Source organism: Gardnerella sp. KA00243, from assembly GCF_049244105.1.
In the GTDB taxonomy this organism is placed as follows: Bacteria; Actinomycetota; Actinomycetes; order Actinomycetales; family Bifidobacteriaceae; genus Bifidobacterium; species Bifidobacterium leopoldii.
The window spans coordinates 127,852-144,416 of the sequence record NZ_CP058375.1 but is presented as its reverse complement, the minus strand read 5'-3'; the positions used below and the strand labels follow the sequence as shown (position 1 = coordinate 144,416).

At 39.8% G+C, this 16,565-nt stretch carries 20 protein-coding genes; all 20 read right to left on the bottom strand.

The features are described 5' to 3' along the window. Positions 1 to 8 precede the first annotated feature (8 nt). The gene (locus tag HXT50_RS00620; protein WP_421776887.1) at positions 9 to 662 is read right to left on the bottom strand and encodes a hypothetical protein; all 654 of its coding nucleotides are present in this window, start codon (positions 660 to 662) and stop codon (positions 9 to 11) included. An 11-nt stretch (positions 663 to 673) separates the two neighbouring features. Continuing rightward, positions 674 to 3,241: a hypothetical protein gene (locus HXT50_RS00615; RefSeq protein ID WP_421776886.1), complete on the bottom strand. Its 2,568-nt coding sequence runs from the start codon at positions 3,239 to 3,241 to the stop codon at positions 674 to 676. A gap of 491 nt (positions 3,242 to 3,732) precedes the next feature. Then, a complete protein-coding gene (locus tag HXT50_RS00610) occupies positions 3,733 to 4,389 on the bottom strand; it encodes a hypothetical protein (RefSeq protein ID WP_421776885.1) in 657 nt (218 codons plus the stop codon). Between the two features lie 288 nt (positions 4,390 to 4,677). Then, positions 4,678 to 5,043, bottom strand: coding sequence for a hypothetical protein (locus tag HXT50_RS00605; protein ID WP_076002850.1), 366 nt, complete (start codon positions 5,041 to 5,043; stop codon positions 4,678 to 4,680). 17 nt (positions 5,044 to 5,060) lie between these two features. Further along, positions 5,061 to 5,633, bottom strand: coding sequence for a major tail protein (locus HXT50_RS00600; protein WP_076002849.1), 573 nt, complete (start codon positions 5,631 to 5,633; stop codon positions 5,061 to 5,063). Then, positions 5,617 to 5,955 carry a hypothetical protein gene (locus HXT50_RS00595; protein WP_116691949.1) on the bottom strand — a complete coding sequence of 113 codons (339 nt, stop codon included), beginning with the start codon at positions 5,953 to 5,955 and terminating at the stop codon, positions 5,617 to 5,619. Before HXT50_RS00595 ends, HXT50_RS00600 begins: the two co-directional genes overlap by 17 nt. Beyond that, entirely contained in the window at positions 5,948 to 6,328 is a 381-nt protein-coding gene (locus tag HXT50_RS00590; protein WP_016815970.1) for an HK97 gp10 family phage protein, read from the bottom strand. The genes HXT50_RS00595 and HXT50_RS00590 overlap by 8 nt, the downstream gene beginning before the upstream one ends. Further along, a complete protein-coding gene (locus HXT50_RS00585; RefSeq protein WP_016815968.1) occupies positions 6,325 to 6,657 on the bottom strand; it encodes a phage head closure protein in 333 nt (110 codons plus the stop codon). The genes HXT50_RS00590 and HXT50_RS00585 overlap by 4 nt, the downstream gene beginning before the upstream one ends. Beyond that, a complete protein-coding gene (locus HXT50_RS00580) occupies positions 6,658 to 6,936 on the bottom strand; it encodes a head-tail connector protein (RefSeq protein ID WP_016815967.1) in 279 nt (92 codons plus the stop codon). It lies immediately after the preceding gene. Between the two features lie 30 nt (positions 6,937 to 6,966). After that, the gene (locus tag HXT50_RS00575) at positions 6,967 to 8,151 is read right to left on the bottom strand and encodes a phage major capsid protein (RefSeq protein WP_016815966.1); all 1,185 of its coding nucleotides are present in this window, start codon (positions 8,149 to 8,151) and stop codon (positions 6,967 to 6,969) included. A 2-nt stretch (positions 8,152 to 8,153) separates the two neighbouring features. After that, positions 8,154 to 8,897 (bottom strand): head maturation protease, ClpP-related, encoded by a 744-nt coding sequence (locus HXT50_RS00570; RefSeq protein WP_103084279.1) that lies wholly within the window; start codon positions 8,895 to 8,897, stop codon positions 8,154 to 8,156. Between the two features lie 116 nt (positions 8,898 to 9,013). Beyond that, a complete protein-coding gene (locus HXT50_RS00565) occupies positions 9,014 to 9,781 on the bottom strand; it encodes a hypothetical protein (RefSeq protein ID WP_004104990.1) in 768 nt (255 codons plus the stop codon). 21 nt (positions 9,782 to 9,802) lie between these two features. Further along, complete coding sequence (locus HXT50_RS00560; RefSeq protein WP_421776884.1) at positions 9,803 to 10,240, bottom strand: DUF7689 domain-containing protein; 438 nt, start codon at positions 10,238 to 10,240, stop codon at positions 9,803 to 9,805. A gap of 383 nt (positions 10,241 to 10,623) precedes the next feature. Then, positions 10,624 to 11,871 carry a phage portal protein gene (locus tag HXT50_RS00555; RefSeq protein ID WP_016815961.1) on the bottom strand — a complete coding sequence of 416 codons (1,248 nt, stop codon included), beginning with the start codon at positions 11,869 to 11,871 and terminating at the stop codon, positions 10,624 to 10,626. 11 nt (positions 11,872 to 11,882) lie between these two features. Next, entirely contained in the window at positions 11,883 to 13,475 is a 1,593-nt protein-coding gene (locus HXT50_RS00550) for a terminase large subunit (protein WP_421776883.1), read from the bottom strand. A gap of 131 nt (positions 13,476 to 13,606) precedes the next feature. Further along, positions 13,607 to 13,831, bottom strand: a complete 225-nt coding sequence (locus HXT50_RS00545) for a DUF7678 domain-containing protein (RefSeq protein WP_421776882.1) — start codon at positions 13,829 to 13,831, stop codon at positions 13,607 to 13,609. Positions 13,832 to 13,981: 150 nt separating this feature from the next. Next, positions 13,982 to 14,266 (bottom strand): transcriptional regulator, encoded by a 285-nt coding sequence (locus HXT50_RS00540; protein ID WP_421776881.1) that lies wholly within the window; start codon positions 14,264 to 14,266, stop codon positions 13,982 to 13,984. 163 nt (positions 14,267 to 14,429) lie between these two features. After that, positions 14,430 to 14,594 carry a hypothetical protein gene (locus tag HXT50_RS00535; protein WP_421776880.1) on the bottom strand — a complete coding sequence of 55 codons (165 nt, stop codon included), beginning with the start codon at positions 14,592 to 14,594 and terminating at the stop codon, positions 14,430 to 14,432. Continuing rightward, the gene (locus tag HXT50_RS00530) at positions 14,578 to 15,228 is read right to left on the bottom strand and encodes a virulence protein (RefSeq protein WP_421776879.1); all 651 of its coding nucleotides are present in this window, start codon (positions 15,226 to 15,228) and stop codon (positions 14,578 to 14,580) included. The genes HXT50_RS00535 and HXT50_RS00530 overlap by 17 nt, the downstream gene beginning before the upstream one ends. Before the next feature lie 98 nt (positions 15,229 to 15,326). Continuing rightward, positions 15,327 to 16,562, bottom strand: a complete 1,236-nt coding sequence (locus HXT50_RS00525; RefSeq protein WP_421776878.1) for a site-specific DNA-methyltransferase — start codon at positions 16,560 to 16,562, stop codon at positions 15,327 to 15,329. Positions 16,563 to 16,565: the final 3 nt, after the last annotated feature.

Below are 16,565 nucleotides of genomic sequence, written 5' to 3'. Positions count from 1 at the left end.
CTGTACACTCACAACCACCCCCTTTTATAGGAAATATTTACCATCCCGTTTCCAACAAATGTTAAACTCATGCTTATTTTTGAACGAAGCTGTGGGAAACAGTTAACACCTGTTTTAATCTCATACTTTTTACCATTAGAATCCAGTAGCATACTGTTAGACGACAGGTTGTTAAATTCTGGAATCAGCGTCATGTCAAAATCGTGAACGAGTGTTATTTCACGCTTATCATCTACTTGCATACCCCATATTGTGTGAACCCCATCCGAATCATCTACACTATACTTATACGGTTGCAGCTTATAGTTGAGTGTGAGAGTTGAATAGTTTTTATCCGATTTAAAATCACTAACCCACACTCGACCCTGATAGTAGAACAATGGTTCATCATCAAGAGACAGTTTCACACTCTTGCCGTGGATTAACGTTTTAACACTATGGCATGTTTCACTCCACTTGTTTTTGTTTGCGACAATGAATTCGAAACAGCCTTCACGCATCTCGTATAACACTTCACCGGCAAGACTTTCACTAATATCAATACTTTCCTGCCTGCCTGGTATTTGCAAATACTCTAATTTAGGTTCTGGAAGTTGAACGCGTGGACGGCTTGTAGCAACAAGCCCTAAATCGTTAAAACTATGCAACCCGTTTATTAGCATCCCATACACTTTTACCACCCCCTTGTTTTTCTTGTTTGAAGTTTGAAAAGCTCACTGTCCATCCTGCTAGCAATACCACCCACTAGTTCACCAGTGTCGAGCACAATACTCTGGTTGGAAAACTGTGGGAAATACGCGTCCATAATCGTTAGAATCTGGTTCATAACATTAAGCATTTGCGTGTTCGCTCCAACAGTCATGTTTTCTAAACTATTCAACCCCATAATCACTTCCGGGCCTTTCTCTCCGCCGCCAAGCATACGCCCGTTTTTCTCACCGAAAATAGTCGCCCCGTTTAACAGCATCGGCTTGTTCATTGCTTTCTTATACCAGTCGATAGCAAGATACGGTACAGACGGTGGCGTAAGAGAGAATTGTCCTTTAATACTAAAATGAGGCAGTTTAATATGAGGAAGACTAAGTTTTATGCCAGAGAAAAACCCTGTTATAGCGTCGATTACTGCTTTAACCTTGTTTTTCGCAGCTTCAATCGGAGTAATGATCGCGTTTTTAATACCATTCCAAACTGACACAACCGTGTTTTTAATACCGTTAAACACAGACTTAACCATGTTTGCTACTGAATTAAACACTGTTGAAATGCTTGTTTTAATACCGTTTACCACGCTCATGATCGCAGTTTTAATACCATTCCAAACACTTGTTGCAGTGTTTTTAATACCGTTTAAAACGTTAGTGAAAAACGATACGATACCATTCCAAACATTCATGAAAAAGTTTTTCACACTCGACCACAGTTTGTTCCAACTAGTGCCAAAGAAAGACAAAAACACGTTAAAAACGTTTTTTAACGTGTTAAATACTGTCATGAACGTGTTTTTAACCGCGTTCCAAACAGCAGTAAAAATTTCTTTTACACCATCCCAAAGCTGAGACCAGTTACCGGTAAACAATCCTATAAAAACGTCTAAAACGCCTGTGATTAAATCAAGAACGGTTTTGAAACTAGTAAAACTTAAATTTAAAGCGCCTTCAAACAGTGGAGCTAGAATAGCACACAAACCATTCCACACTGTTTTAAGCCCTTCAACAATACTCGTAAAATCAATACCAAGGCTTGACAGTTTTTCTTTAACACCATTAACAAAACCGGTGAAAGTTTCCTTAATTTTCTCCCAAACAGCAATAACACTGTTTCTAAACTCTTCGTTCGTGTTCCATAAGGTTACAAAAGCTGCTACCAGAACACCAATAACCGCAACAACCGCGAGTATTGGCGCGGATACTCCACCTAAAACAGCGCCTAACCCTTCAAGAATACTAGAGCCGGAAGTAAAACTTGCGAACATTTTACCTATAAACAAAGCTAGTTTAGAAAACCCTTGTATAGCAACACCTATTTTAGAAATACACGTTCCAAGAACCACTAAAAAAGGGCCGACTGCCGCAGCAATCAGCCCAAGTGTCACTATAAGTTTTTGGCTTTCTGGAGAAAGCTGTTTAAATTTAGAAAGCCATGCTGATATTTTCTGCATTAATGGTGTTATGACGGGAAGTAAAACATTACCAATAGTCGCAGCAATATTCTGCAACTCTGTTTTTAGAATCTTCATAGAACCCGAAGCGCCCGCAGCTTCACGCCCAGCCTGCCCTTGAGCGTCAGCAGTCTGCTCCATAATAAGAGCCAAAGTAGCAGCCTGTTTCGCTTGCAAGCTCATCGCGCCTCTACCATCATGCAAACCCATGGCAAGAGCTTTAGCTTTAATAGTCGCCTCGTTAACACCCATACCATAATTGTCAAGCATCGCATTATTACCTTTAAGCGCGCCTGTTAAAGCAAGAACAGCAGACTCGGTTGTGCCACCAAACATAGCAGACAAGTCGCCTGCAAGAGCAACCAGCTTCTGACTCATCTCAGCTGCTTCAGCATCACTTTTCCCACCAATATTTTTCAACATCGCGCCCATAGTATTCGCATACTCTAAAGCTTGACCTTGAGCAATACCATAATAGGATTTCAAACTTCCTGACCATTTAAGCATTCTGTTAGCAGACTTACCGTAAATCTGCTCTGTAGCCCCCATAGCATCCTGTAAGTCTGCTGCAGCAGTAAAACCAGCAGTACCAATAGCAGCAATCGGCAGCGTAACTTTCGTGCTTAAACTTTGACCAAGAGATGACATACCATCTCCTAGTTTCTTTATCTTTTTGCTCGTACTATCAAACTGGCTACTAAGCTTGGTTAAACTAACACTACCTACCTGTTTTAATTTTTCTTTTAAACTATCAAGATTATTTTCTGTCTCAACAATCTCACGCTGCAACGCATCATACTTGTCTCTGCCAAGCTCCCCGTTTTCCAACTGTACTTTAGCCTGCTTATCCGCCTGTTTCAAAACGTTAAGCTTATTAGACGTTTCTTGGATTTCTTTCTGCAAAAAAGCCTGCTTTTGGCTTAAAAGCTGCGTGCTAGTCGGATCAAGTTTCAAAAGCCTATTAACATCACGAAGCGACTGTTCGGTTGAGCGAATAGTCGAATTCACCTGTTGTAAAGACTTATCTAAGCCTGTAGTATCCCCACCAATTTCAACAGTAATACCTTTAATCCTGTTTGCCATAACTTCACCTCCTTCCTAAAAATAGGCATGAAAAAAGCACCTACTATTTAGTAAGTGCTAGAAATAATCTTCCATGATTAATTTATCAGTAAATCAATCTATTCAAGTTCTTTAGTTCTATTTCATTTATATTTATGTTCGTATAGCCGTCTTTCAATAATTCTACTCGTACAGATCTAAATAAATCCTCACATACATCTGGACGATTTAATGTTTTTAATCGATCATCATAATGTACTGTAGTTGTCAGAAATAACTTATCACAATCTATTCTAGTTGGTCGCGTAAATGGATTCCTAGATATATCTGGCTGCTCATCATGATAATGAACCATTGGGTTTCTAATAAGCATATAAGGTTTTAGTGTTTGACATTTAATATACTCATACACTGTACCCGAATGTTTATTACAAATATACATATGTGAAGCCACAGCCATCCCATCCGATATAGACGGATAAGGCACTTTCATCCTCACAACATCTTTTTCGTTAATCAATCAGAAGCCTCCCTTCTTCGTCAATATCGACGAATACTGGATTATGGAGTTCTTCATTTTCCGCAAGAGTAAGCATCATATCGAAATGTTTCTCCGTAAGTAATTCCGAATCAGATTTTGAAAATACAAAGTATTTTTTATCTAAATTTATAATTTTTGAGTTTTCTACCATATTTGTTGAATACATTGCATCTAATGCATCGATCAGTTTTTTATCATTATAATTGAAGTCCGATTCATCTAAATCTACTTGATACTCACCAGACACAATGCGATTTTCTTTTGATTTCCAAAGATTCATCTGATGTGTAAGATCAGATAATTCCTTTTCCGTCATAGTACCAACTATAAAAGCGCATTTTTCAGCCCTTTTAACATTAATAGCTTCAACATTTTTATCATACGCATTCTGAGCCGCCACATTAAAGCTTGCTCTTTCCTTAGTATAATCTCCCCAAACATTACTAAATACCGGACCTTTTTTATACCCTCTTAAATGACTAAAATCAGGTGTTTCTCCAGATACTTTCGTAAAGGCTTCATAAAACAGCAAAAATTTTTGCAACTTTAAAGGGGCCTCATATGATGTATTGTCATTATTCTTTAGCCAACCACTTAAATATAGTTTTCTTTCATTTGAATAAATCATATTCATACTCCTTTCGTAAATCTTTTCATTTTACATCAATCTGATATTAATGTAAATATATTTTCCCATTTTTTGTGCTTATTACTATATTTATCATTATCATACCAAAAATACTCAAGTCTTTAAATTAGAACTTATCAAACTCTGCTTGGCTTGCGAGCTTATCGTATTTCACACTATCGTTTGCTTTCTCCGTCCACATGTCTAAAACCATGCCAATAGTTAAAAGATCCAGTTCGCAAATACTAATCCCGATTTCTGTGCATCTAAGAAGAAACAACGCGGTTGTCATTTGCCGTGTTGTTGTTTTAAATTTTTTTTAGATTTTACTTCAGTTTCCAAGTTTGCTCCCCAAAGTTCTAGAATTTCAGGAAGAATCTCGTAGATAGAAAACATTTCAAACTCGTCAAGCCACTCATCAATACTCGCTGGAATAGTATTATCCGCGTGATAAGCCATGATATAAGCCACGTTTTCAAAAATTTCAAGATCTGCTATTTCAAAAACACCCTCGTTGATTTTAAACGACTGCTCTAATTTTGACAGGTCTTTGAAAATATCACGCTTGAATTTAATACGATACAGTCTTGGAATAGTTGCGGAAGAACGAAACTTCACGTCTTTACCATTTACTTTTACTGTTTTTTCTAACACGTTTACCCCTTTAAAACTTATTTGTTTTCCGCGTTAGCCTGCGGAACATACACGCTCTTATACCAGTTCTCATAGGTTTCTTTTGAAGTAGTGTCACCGCTGCGAGATTTCACCAAACCATCTTCTCTAGGATCAGCCGTAAGCGACAAAGTTTCCGTACCCGGTTCTATAGTGTCTTCCTTAGTTTCTGACTCAATAGACGGTCGTGTTGCTGAACAGTTATATAAAACGTGTCTGATCGCGTTCACGTCACCATCAAACTCAAACAGGAGCGCGAATTTTTCTGTTTCACTAATCTTCGCGTTCTCAACCAGCACACCGTTTTTATCTAGTTCTTCTCTCAGTATTTCCGTCCTAAACCATTCAGGTATAAGAGCAATTTCCAAGTCGCCACTGTAACCGTTGTTAGCAGTCGACCTGAAGTAAACAATCCCGTCAGCGTAAAACGGTGAGGATTCACCCTCAGCCTCAAGGCTTATACTCACCGCCCCCGGAATCGGCTTAGGCTCATCGTAGGAGAAACCACTCGAATCTTTTTTAAGTTTTGCCGCATACACGTTTTTCAGATTGTATTTAACCTTGTTTCCCATTTATTGTTACCTCCATTTCAAAAATGTAGAGTGTTTCATAAAGCTGTTCCGACTCTATGAACGCTTCTGTTTTGTTATAAAAAATGCCGTGCCTATCAAGCACGGCCTCAACTTGTTCTTCCAGTACGGGGTTCTTATAGTCCGCGTATAGTTCAATATGAACTTCGTTTGCTTTAAAATACGTTTTCCCGTCTGCCGCAAAATTACTGCTCGCAGGCGTTAAAAACAGGAGAAAAGGCGGATTAGGTGATTCTCCCTCAGCAAAATGGTGATAAGCGAAAGGAAAACCTATCTCCCTCATAATGTTTAAAAGATTACCCATTTTTAACCGCCTCCTCTATTTCTTTTTCAAAACTTCGTACTGCTTTACTTTCAGCCTCAGCAATGTGTGCTCTAGCTTCCACGCGTCCGCCTCCTCGTTTAGCATGACCGTACTCTAACAAGTGTGTAAGCTGATACTTGTTTCTAGAATGCACTACGAGAACTAGCCTGCTGCCTGTTTCGCTTAATGTTTTAACAGCCCAACTTTTCGCATACGCGCCAGTTCGTTTAGGAGCTGTCACGTTAATTTCTTCTTTTGCTGTTTTACCAGCGTTTTTTACTGCTTCTTTTACTTTCCCGGTTGTAACTTTCGCGTAAGTTTTAAGCTCTCTAATAACTTCTTTAGAGAGGCTTCCAATACTTACTTTGCTCACTTTTTACACCTCTTACAGTGAAGTTTCAGGCTTTTCTTCTTATAATTCATGTGGTCAACACCTAAAATCTCATAAACCGTATCACGGAAAACAATCCTGTAACCAAGCGATGAGACTACAGCGGTTTCTTTCGAATATCGGATAGTAAAATCTATTTTTGACTCATCCCACACGTTTCCTGCATTAGTCTGCTCAGATGGGCTTTCAGCACTCACCGTAGCGTAACACTCGTAATATTTACTCCACTTAATCTTATGATTACCAACCTCATCAACCTCTACACTGTTTTTAAGCAGCACAATACGCTCGTTTAATAAACTTATTCTCATTTAAAACCCCGTTTTTCTAACAGTAAAAAGCATCGAACGTAAGGTGAGAGTTAGCGCGTGATGGTCTGCTTCTTCCCGATGCTCATACAAGTAGCCTGTAGCGTATAAGACTGCGAGCCGATACTCGTCAAAGTTTTCACTAATCAAACTAGTATCGTTTTTACGAGCTACTCCCTGGCAGAGTTTTTCAGCAGAATGAATAAGGGTGTTGATAAGCTCATCATCTTCTTTACTATCCACCCTAAGATAGTTTTTTGCTTCCTCGACTGTAACTATCATCAACACCCCTCCTTAACTTTTAGCCGTCTTTTAAGCTGCTACGCTTGTTTTAACAGGTAGAATCTGTACTGCTTCTTTAAGCACGAGTTTGCCGTCTACACGCTCTTTAGCGACGAAACCTATCATGCCGTTTCCAGCGAAAAGTTCGGTAAGTTCTTTAAACGAGCGTGAACCACGGTCGCCAATGTTGTAGTACGAGTAGTCGCCAAAAGCCACCATGTTTTCAGGCGCGTAAGCAGACGTGTATACCGGGTATCCGAGAATCCTGTTCGGCTCATCATCCTGGTATGAAGGCTGCCAAACGTACGCGCCGTTATTGTCTTTAAGTTTTCGTATGCTCGCGACTGTTTTATCGTTCATAATAAAACTCGCGTTTTTACGGTATGGTCGCCTCAAAGCGTGAATAAGATCAATCAGATCATCAGTTTTAATACTGGTAGTTTCTTTAAGGAACGTGCCGCCGTCTTTCTTGTTGAAAATACCAGTTGGTTTTCCAACGCCATCCCCGTTAAGAAAAGCGTCTTCCTCAGCGTTAGCCAGCGCCATGCCGAAGGATGTGAGAAGATGATTCTCGAGGTTAAACGCATTATCATGCAAGAGTTCTTCAGTAACTTTTACTGCAACGTGAAGCTTATGAGCGTCAAGCAGGATTTGCGCGAACTTGGAATCCCCAAAGTTAAGGCTTGCGCCTTCTTCAATCCAAGCTGCTGCAGGATCACTCATCGCAACATTAATCTTATGCTCTCCACTAGTGGTAATCGTGGTAGCAAGAGAGCGAATAATGTTTTCTTCTTTCAACGTTTCAATCAGACGATTATCGTATTCTTCCGGCACAAGATACCCGCCGTCAGCGTCCACGCCTTCCTGCAACACGTTATCGACTCGTTTAAAATTACTTCTAAGAGCTGTAAGCATTGCCTGCTTATACTCGTCACGCGCACGACCTTGTTTTTCAAGGTTCACACCTGTTTTCATAGGTTTTGCAACAATCGCCTCAGATGTTGGTTTTGAAAGCTCCTTATCCATTTTTTCCATCTGTTCCAAGCGTTCAATTTCCTTACTGTAAGCTTTCACTTTCGCTTCCATCTCATCATAGGTTTTCGCGTCTTCTTCTGAAATAAGCCCGTCCTTGTCACGTTTAGACTCAAGGAAAGCTTTTGCACCCTGCCAAGCCTTATTACGTTTCTCAACCATGTTTGAAATAGTGTTCATCATGTTTACCTCCAATTTTTGATTAAAAAAAGACGATCCATAAGATCGTCTGCACTAATATTGTTTGTTTCCTTACCGCTTATCCGGCAGGCTTTAGATATTTTTTCCAATAACGTGTTTTGCACGCTTAATTTTGAATACAATGTTGAAACTTGTGGTATGCCAATATCAGTGGTTTCACCTCTAGTTAAAACACCGTCCGCGAACCCGAGTTCTACCGCCTTGTTAGCATCCATCCACGTTTCCGAATCCATTAAATGCGAGAGTTTCACACGGTTAAGCCCTGTTTTAATCTCGTAAGCGTTAATAATGGACTCTTTGACCTCATCAAGCATTGATATTGCTTTTTCCATTTCGCTTCTGTTTCCAAAAGCAACAGTCATAGGATTATGAATCATAAGCATTGACACCGGGCTCATATAAACCTTTGTCCCAGCCATAGCAATAACCGAGGCAGCACTTGCTGCAATACCGTCAATCTTTACCGTCACGCAACCCTTGTAATCCATGAGCATGTTATAGATTTGTGCCGCAGCCACACAATCGCCGCCAGGTGAGTTAATCCACACGGTAATATTTCCACTACCAGCGTTTAACTCGTCTTTAAAAAGTTGTGGTGTAATATCATCATCAAACCATGATTCTTCAGCAATCGTACCGTTAAGAAACAGTGTCCTCTCAAAAATCTCATTATTCTCATTAGTCTCATTGTTTTCCTTTTGGTTTTTCCACTGCCAAAACTTCCTCATTACCTTTTTCCTCCTCTCTTATATAAAGAAGCGACCAAGATTTTCTTGGTCGCTTCATGTTCGTATAACACTCATATAATACCTAAAGAACTAGCTTTACAGTTAAATAATCCACCTTACTTGTATGCTCTTCCATTTAAGGAAACTAGAGAATCAAATAATTGTGTTTCATCTAGAATACTCTCAGTTGGAGTTCTTTCCGTTATTGCAAGTTCTTTATACTTACTAGTAATTCCCTTAACAGCTTCTAATATCGATGGTTTAGAAACTTTGGAATCACTTTTCCTATACTCTTTAATTAAATCAGAAACTGCAAAAATCCCTAATTCCTTAAATTTCTGAGTTCGGTCATGATCATTCAAAGTTTCATTATTACTGATTCTTTCAACATTAAACCTTGTATTGTTTACTTTTTCGTCATAAGCCATCCTAAACTCTAACGAATTTTTCCAACCATAGTCAGAATTGTAAACAAACTTTTCGCCAGTTATGTCTTCAATAGCCATAGCTAGAATATATTCATAGCATCCAGCATCTCTACTATCATAAATAGCATCGTAAAGAGGTTTAATTGCCTTCAGTCCCAGTTTCAATATTCTTTGATAGTTTTTAGAATTCCTAATAAACTTTCCTGGATGTGCCTGCATAGCCACTTGTGGATTAGTCTTCGTCTCAGTTTCTAATTCCACCATCAACTTATTCATGGATCCCTTTATATCATCTAACGTTTCAGCATAAGCTACGTTTACTGGCATCAATTTATGAGCTATATTCCCACTATTCTTTGATGCTGGATTATTTCCAATAATAAAAATTCCAGTAAATACAAATAGAACCAATAAAAGTAAAGTTCCTAGCGAAATATACATTTTTTTCTTAGACATAGTATTACACCTCCTAGAATTCTAATTCGCAGTGTATTTGTGTTGCAAAGAACCATAAACAGAATTAGGGTAATAAGGATCATGACTACCATGGTTAAACAGCTCCAATTGTCCCCATTTAGCACGGCACCACTTAAGACCAGTAACCTTTGCAAAATGAACAATTTTATCAGGAGAATGACCATACGCTAGAATAAATGGATCATATTTATAAGGTCTATAACCTTTCTTTGCCAGATAATTATCCAATTGCGCTTTAGTAGCACCATCATCACCAAAGTCACTAGGCCATTCGTACGTCATACTACCAGTTGCAAATCCTAGACAATTATATGCTGGCGTAGCCTTATCGCTATAAAACCATGTCCATGAAATACTATCATAAAACGATTTTGGTTGAGATAAAGTATACGCATAAGCAACAGAATTGGATGTGAAAAACAACATTCCAACAACCATTACATAAGTGGTTATTGCTTATAACATCTTTCTTTTTCTAATCATTTGTAAGCACCTCCTTAAAAACAACATCTTTAACTAAGATTGAGATTAATCAGATTTTATCTCGAATGATCACTATTCTTGTACATTTTATGATTTTTTTATAATGTCACATAAATTATTCCATCCTTTCTGCTATTATTAATTTGTTGTATACTCTCATAGTGTAGGATATTATCTTAGCTAAGTATCCATAGAGATTAAATTCTATTTTTCGCTTAACGTTAAGATAATTCGTTATGTCTTCGTTGCCTAAATGATTCATCCACTGTCTAAACAGTTATACTATAATAATGTTAATATAACATGTTATATTAATATTATCAAGACACAAATTCATCTTAATCACCTAACTTATTTCTACCAATTACAGTGAACGCTCCAGCACGGTTAAGCGGGAGCATGTTACCGTTAATCAAATACAAGTCACCACCCTCACAGGCGGGAATCTTATCCAAGTTTTCTAACTGTCTAATATCGTTTGCGCTCATCCAACCGTTTTGACGAGCGGTAGCATAACCATTCATACGACTCTGATAGTCTCCTCGAAGAAGACCATCCACGTTAAACTTCACATAATAGGTTTCTTTCTCCTTATCAGTAAAAAGCCGCCTCGTAATAGACTGTTCAAAACGCGCCACCCAAGGATCAAGCGTGTATTTCACAAACTCCAGCGACTGCTGCTCAATATTAGAAAAACTTGATTTTTCCAGATCACCAACCATGTGTGGTGGGACTCTAAAAATACGAGCGATCTCGTTAATCTGAAACTTACGAGTTTCAAGAAACTGTGCTTCGTTAGGCGAAATAGAAATAGGCGTATACTTCATGCCTTCCTCTAAAATCGCTATCTTATGCGAGTTAGAACCCGAGAACCCCTTATTCCAACTATCCCTCATACCAGACGGATCTTTTACTGTTCCGGGGTATTCCAAGATTCCGCTTGGTGTAGCACCGTTAGCGAAAAACGATGCACCATACTCTTCCGTAGCTATCGCCATACCGATAGCGTTTTTTGCCATCGCAATAGGCGAATAGCCAACAAGACCGTCAAAACCAAGACCGGGAATATGAAGCACGTCAAAAGGTTTAAGTTTCACACTCGTTTCTTTACCCGCTAAAACATCACTATCATTTAACGTATACTCGTAAAAAATTTGACCACTCTCATCCCGGTCAACTCTCATACGATCAGGCATTAAAGGGTATAAGCCTAAAACCTCGCCTTTACCGTTTCGAATAATCTGCGCGTAAGCATTACCCCATAACAGTAGATGCGTCATCAATGTTTCTCTAAACACGAAGCTTGTCATTTCAAGATTCGGCTCATCATGAAGCACCTTATACAAAGGATGTTTAACAGCTTTAGCCGTACCCGTACTCGTCCGCTCATACACGTGAAGCGGCAGACTAGCCACCGCTTCAGACAAAATACGCACACACGAGTAGACAGCCGTCATCTGCATCGCCGAACGCTCATTCACCCTCTTACCAGAAGAAGACATGCCACTAATAAACCTTTGAGCATTCAAGTTGAAACGATTCTCCGGCTTATCTCTACTCTTAAAAATCTTACTAAAAATATTCATGACCCACCTCCTTACATGAATAGGATTCCTCGAGCGTCATACACGCTCTCCGTGTTCGCGTTACCGCATCTGATAGCACGGTCAAGTGCCATGATGGTGGCGATAGCACCATCAATTTTCTCGGTTGATTTTTCCTTATCTGCCTTAATGTTTCCTGCAGGATCTGTCCTAATAAATATGTTGTCCATGTTCCAGCGAAGCACCGGATGCCCAGAGTGTGCGATTTTCTGCTCGAGTGTAAGCTTCATAAGCTCCTTGGTAGGCGGACTCATATCCTTGAATCCCTGTCCGAACGGGACCACGGTAAACCCCATGTTTTCAAGGTTTTGCACCATTTGTACCGCGCCCCAACGGTCGAAAGCAATCTCACGAATATTGAAACGTTCGCCTAAAGTTTCGATGAATTTTTCAATAAACCCATAGTGAACAACGTTTCCTTCCGTAGTTTTAATAAACCCTTGTTTTTCCCACACGTCATACGGCACGTGGTCTCGTTTCACGCGCATATCCAAGGTTTCTTCAGGCACCCAAAAATAAGGTAGGATACGAAACTTATCCGACTCATCTAAAGGCGGAAACACAAGCGAAAAAGCCGTAAGATCAGTGGTGCTTGAAAGGTCAAGACCCCCGTAGCAGACCCTGCCCTCGAGTTCTTCCTCATTCACCTGAAAACCGCAAGCATCCCATTTTTCCATCGGCATCCAACGAATAGACTGTTTCACCCACTGGTTAAGACGAAGCTGACGGAAAGCATTCTCTTCACCAGGATTCTGGCGAGCGGACTCGAAAGCAGCCTTAACTTTCTCCATTTGAACCGTCACCCCAAGAGAAGGATTAGCTTTCTTCCACACCTTCGGATCAGTCCAATCATCCGAATCTTTTGCACCATAAATCACTGGGTAAAAAGTTGGATCAATTTTCCTACCCTCGAGAATATCCACTGCTTTCTGATGAGTCTCATAGCAGATCGAATGCGTATCCGTACCAGCCGTGGTAATCAGAAAATACAGTGGCTGCATGCGAGCATCCCCGGAGCCTTTAGTCATCACGTCAAAAAGTTTACGGTTAGGCTGCGTGTGAAGCTCATCAAACACGACACCGTGAATGTTAAACCCGTGTTTAGAGTAAGCTTCAGCCGATAAAACCTGGTAGAAACTGTTAGTTGGTAGGAAAATAATACGTTTTTGCGAAGCTAAAATTTTAACCCTACGATTAAGAGCCGGACACATTCTAACCATGTCAGCCGCCACATCAAACACGATCGTTGCCTGCTGACGGTCCGCCGCACAACCATAAACTTCCGCACGCTCCTCATTATCCCCACAGCACAAAAGCAGTGCCACTGCCGCGGCAAGCTCACTTTTACCCATCTTCTTAGGTATCTCAATATAAGCAGTATTAAACTGACGGTAACCATTCGGTTTCACCACGCCAAACAAGTCCCTAATAATCTGCTCCTGCCAGTCAAGGAGCTTAAAAGGCTTACCAGCCCACGTTCCCTTCGTGTGTGTTAAACATTCGATAAAACTCACGGCATAATCCGCTAAATCCTTACTATACGTTGAATCTTCTTTTTTAAACTTAGTAACCTCGTATTTTTCCAACTTAAGCTCCTCCTTTCTTTAGGCATAAAAAAAGACGCTTACTTGCGTCCACATCATTTCTTATCTTTCCTACGAGAAACAGGGCCTAAAAAAGCCCTGCTACTTTTAACTAAACTTAAAGTTTTTACTCTTTAGTTTCTAGCGTCAAGGATCATTTCTAAAGCCTCGTTTGCAAGCTTGCCTGTTGGCATAATATCCCAGCCTCTATCATAGTTTGCGATAACCTTGTTATTGTTTTTCAAAGTAAGCTTGGAAATTCGCCCCTGGTTAATCCCATATTCGCTTGGCTCTTCAAAAACCTTCATACTGTAGCTTACAACCTGATTTTCTACTTTAAGCGTATCTTGTTCCCACATGGTTTTGCTCCTTTGTTTCTGTGTTTTTTGCTAGTACTATATATCACTCTAAAAGCACGCAATAGCAAGCCGTAAACGAGAAAAAATCGCGGATAATTCCACGATTTTTCTCCAGCCTTCCAACCCTATGGCTGACTATCCCCCTTTCTTTTAGCTTCTTGCTTGTTGAATCGCTTGATAAGCTTTTTGAATATCCTTGTCCAAGGTTTCAGCATCCGCAAACAGTTCAAACTCCGTATCGTTTAGTTTTCCTCCGCTTACCTTCCAAAGCTCCTCGTGAGCTTTACTGGCGCAGGTTTTTGCTGTTTGCGCAACGTCGAGCATGCTGATAGCCGAACTAATTTTCCCTTCTTCAGCTTTTTTGACCGCGTTTAGCGCGTAGCGTCTGCATATTTTAACTTCGTTTGCGAGGTTTTGTAAAATTTCTTTTTTCATGAGTTTCTCCTTTGTTTCTGTGCTTTTTGCTGATACTATATATCACTCTAAAAGAGCGCAATAGCAAGCTTTTAAGCCAAGAAACACCGGGGATTTACACGTTTTTCCCCACCAGTTTTCGCTAATTTTTTTACTCTTAAAAACCGTTAAAATGTTTCTAAAATCATGCGGAAATAATCATCACCCAAAAATCATCTACTACAGTCAAACATGCTTTTACAAAAACCTCGTTCTCTTGCTCTAAAATCGCGAAAATTTCTTCAACCAAAGAACCTGTAGAATAATCTTCACTCAACTCGTACGCCTGGTCTTCACTCGAATACAGCATTACGCTCACCCCCGTTTCTAAAAGCACAGGACCCTTCTAAACGGGAAAGCATAATTTTCCTGTCTTGTTTAAACTCATCTCCTATAAACCCGAGTCTAAGAAGAAAACATCTGAAAGCATACTTATCGTTAACCGGCTCACGCTTACTATTATTAACGCGTTTAATTTCCACGCTCATTTTACAAAGACTGTTTATAAACTTCGCATAGGATGCCAAGCCTGGTTGGTTAGCCTGCTCAAACCAAGGAAAAATAAGCTTATCATCTTCTTCCTTAATATTAAGACTGTTCACTCCTAACGCTTTTTTAATAAGATCACCCTTATTATCAAGAATTTTCCTAAGCTTTACCACATCAGCCTTATCTTTAGGAAACTCAACACTAAAACATTGCGTACCATCACACGCGCAGACTGGAAGACTTATACCATAGTCAGCATCTAACATGTTTTTTAAATCATCTAAATTTTCTTCACTACTACACGTGACCGTACCATCTTTACTAATGTTGAAAACACCTATCCTGTAAGACATACTCGGAGTTTTTAAGTAAACAGCCTTTACTCCCGTAGAATCCTCTATAGCTTTAATAAGCGGCTGCCTATCTTTTCCTTTTAACCCGTATTTTAATTCCATTTTTCCTCCTTTAGATTTTTTCGGGTACATATATAAATCACTCTAAAGAAGGTTTATAGCAAGCGGTCGCAAACTATTTTTCATATAAAATACGAGTCTTACTCGTTAGCACATACTTCAGTAAACGAGTATTCTTTACCGCCTCTTAAAACTTTCACACTCTTATCATTTCCAACCTGCTCAATATAACGTTTCACAATCACGTCACAATATTTCTCGTCAAGCTCGATAGCGTAGCAGACTCTACCAGTCTGCTCGCAGGCTATAAGCGTGCTACCACTTCCAGCAAACGGATCTAACACAAGCGAGTTCGTCATACTCGAGTTTTTAATCGGATACGCTAAAAGAGCTATTGGTTTCATGGTTGGATGATCAGCGTTTTTCTTAGACTTTTCAAACTCCCAAACTGAAGTTTCTTTCCTACCCGCATACCACTTGTGTTTACCTTTTTTCTTCCACCCATACAAACACGGCTCATGCTGCCACTGGTAAGGGCTTCTACCCAACACCAGAGACGGTTTCTTCCAAATACAACAACCTGAAAGATAAAACCCCGCATCCTGGAATGCTTTTCTAAAATTCAAACCCTCCGTGTCAGCATGAAACACGTAGATAGACGCATCATCTGCCATCGCCTGCTCCATGTTCACGAACGAGTTGAAAAGAAACTGGTAAAACTTATCATCCTCCATATTATCGTTTTTAATTTTCCCAGCAGAACCCTCATAGTTCACGTTATAAGGCGGATCAGTAACCACCAGATTCACTTTAGTATCCTCAAGAAGCGTCTTAAATGTTTCTAACTTAGTAGCATCACCGCAAATAACACGATGCTTACCAAGCGTCCACATGTCACCCGTTTTAGAAAAACACGGTTCTTCCAATTCTTTTTCAACATCAAAATCATCATCACTCACGTCTTTATCAGCATCAAAAATACTGGAAAGCTCCGCCTCGTCAAACCCGAGAAGATCAAGATTAAAATCAGCTCCTTCAAGCTCCGACAACTCAACAGCCAATAGCTCACTATCCCATCCTGCGTTAAGTGAAAGCTTATTATCCGCAATAATATAAGCACGCTTTTGTGTTTCAGTTAAATGATTTTCTTTCACACACGGAACTTTTTTAAGACCCAGTTTTAATGCCGCGGCAAGCCTGCCATGCCCTGCAAGAATCGTATTATCCTCCGCCACTAGAATCGGGGATAGAAAACCAAACTCGCGAATACTTGCCGCTATCTGAGCTACCTGCGCCTCAGAGTGAGTGCGAGCGTTTCTCACATACGGAATAAGCTCACTTACGTCAGCCAAATAATACTGCATTTCTTTTTCCATAAG

Coding starts and splice junctions, on each gene's coding strand:
- HXT50_RS00525 (WP_421776878.1), bottom strand. CDS start 16,562: ATGGAAAAAGAAATGCAGTATTATTTGGCTGACGTAAGTGAGCTTATT.
- HXT50_RS00620 (WP_421776887.1), bottom strand. CDS start 662: ATGCTAATAAACGGGTTGCATAGTTTTAACGATTTAGGGCTTGTTGCT.
- HXT50_RS00575 (WP_016815966.1), bottom strand. CDS start 8,151: ATGATGAACACTATTTCAAACATGGTTGAGAAACGTAATAAGGCTTGG.
- HXT50_RS00595 (WP_116691949.1), bottom strand. CDS start 5,955: ATGGGTAATCTTTTAAACATTATGAGGGAGATAGGTTTTCCTTTCGCT.
- HXT50_RS00530 (WP_421776879.1), bottom strand. CDS start 15,228: ATGGAATTAAAATACGGGTTAAAAGGAAAAGATAGGCAGCCGCTTATT.
- HXT50_RS00610 (WP_421776885.1), bottom strand. CDS start 4,389: ATGATTTATTCAAATGAAAGAAAACTATATTTAAGTGGTTGGCTAAAG.
- HXT50_RS00555 (WP_016815961.1), bottom strand. CDS start 11,871: ATGAATATTTTTAGTAAGATTTTTAAGAGTAGAGATAAGCCGGAGAAT.
- HXT50_RS00615 (WP_421776886.1), bottom strand. CDS start 3,241: ATGGCAAACAGGATTAAAGGTATTACTGTTGAAATTGGTGGGGATACT.
- HXT50_RS00545 (WP_421776882.1), bottom strand. CDS start 13,831: ATGTGGGAACAAGATACGCTTAAAGTAGAAAATCAGGTTGTAAGCTAC.
- HXT50_RS00560 (WP_421776884.1), bottom strand. CDS start 10,240: ATGGTTGTTGGAATGTTGTTTTTCACATCCAATTCTGTTGCTTATGCG.
- HXT50_RS00600 (WP_076002849.1), bottom strand. CDS start 5,633: ATGGGAAACAAGGTTAAATACAATCTGAAAAACGTGTATGCGGCAAAA.
- HXT50_RS00565 (WP_004104990.1), bottom strand. CDS start 9,781: ATGTCTAAGAAAAAAATGTATATTTCGCTAGGAACTTTACTTTTATTG.
- HXT50_RS00580 (WP_016815967.1), bottom strand. CDS start 6,936: ATGATAGTTACAGTCGAGGAAGCAAAAAACTATCTTAGGGTGGATAGT.
- HXT50_RS00535 (WP_421776880.1), bottom strand. CDS start 14,594: ATGCTGTATTCGAGTGAAGACCAGGCGTACGAGTTGAGTGAAGATTAT.
- HXT50_RS00585 (WP_016815968.1), bottom strand. CDS start 6,657: ATGAGAATAAGTTTATTAAACGAGCGTATTGTGCTGCTTAAAAACAGT.
- HXT50_RS00540 (WP_421776881.1), bottom strand. CDS start 14,266: ATGAAAAAAGAAATTTTACAAAACCTCGCAAACGAAGTTAAAATATGC.
- HXT50_RS00570 (WP_103084279.1), bottom strand. CDS start 8,897: ATGAGGAAGTTTTGGCAGTGGAAAAACCAAAAGGAAAACAATGAGACT.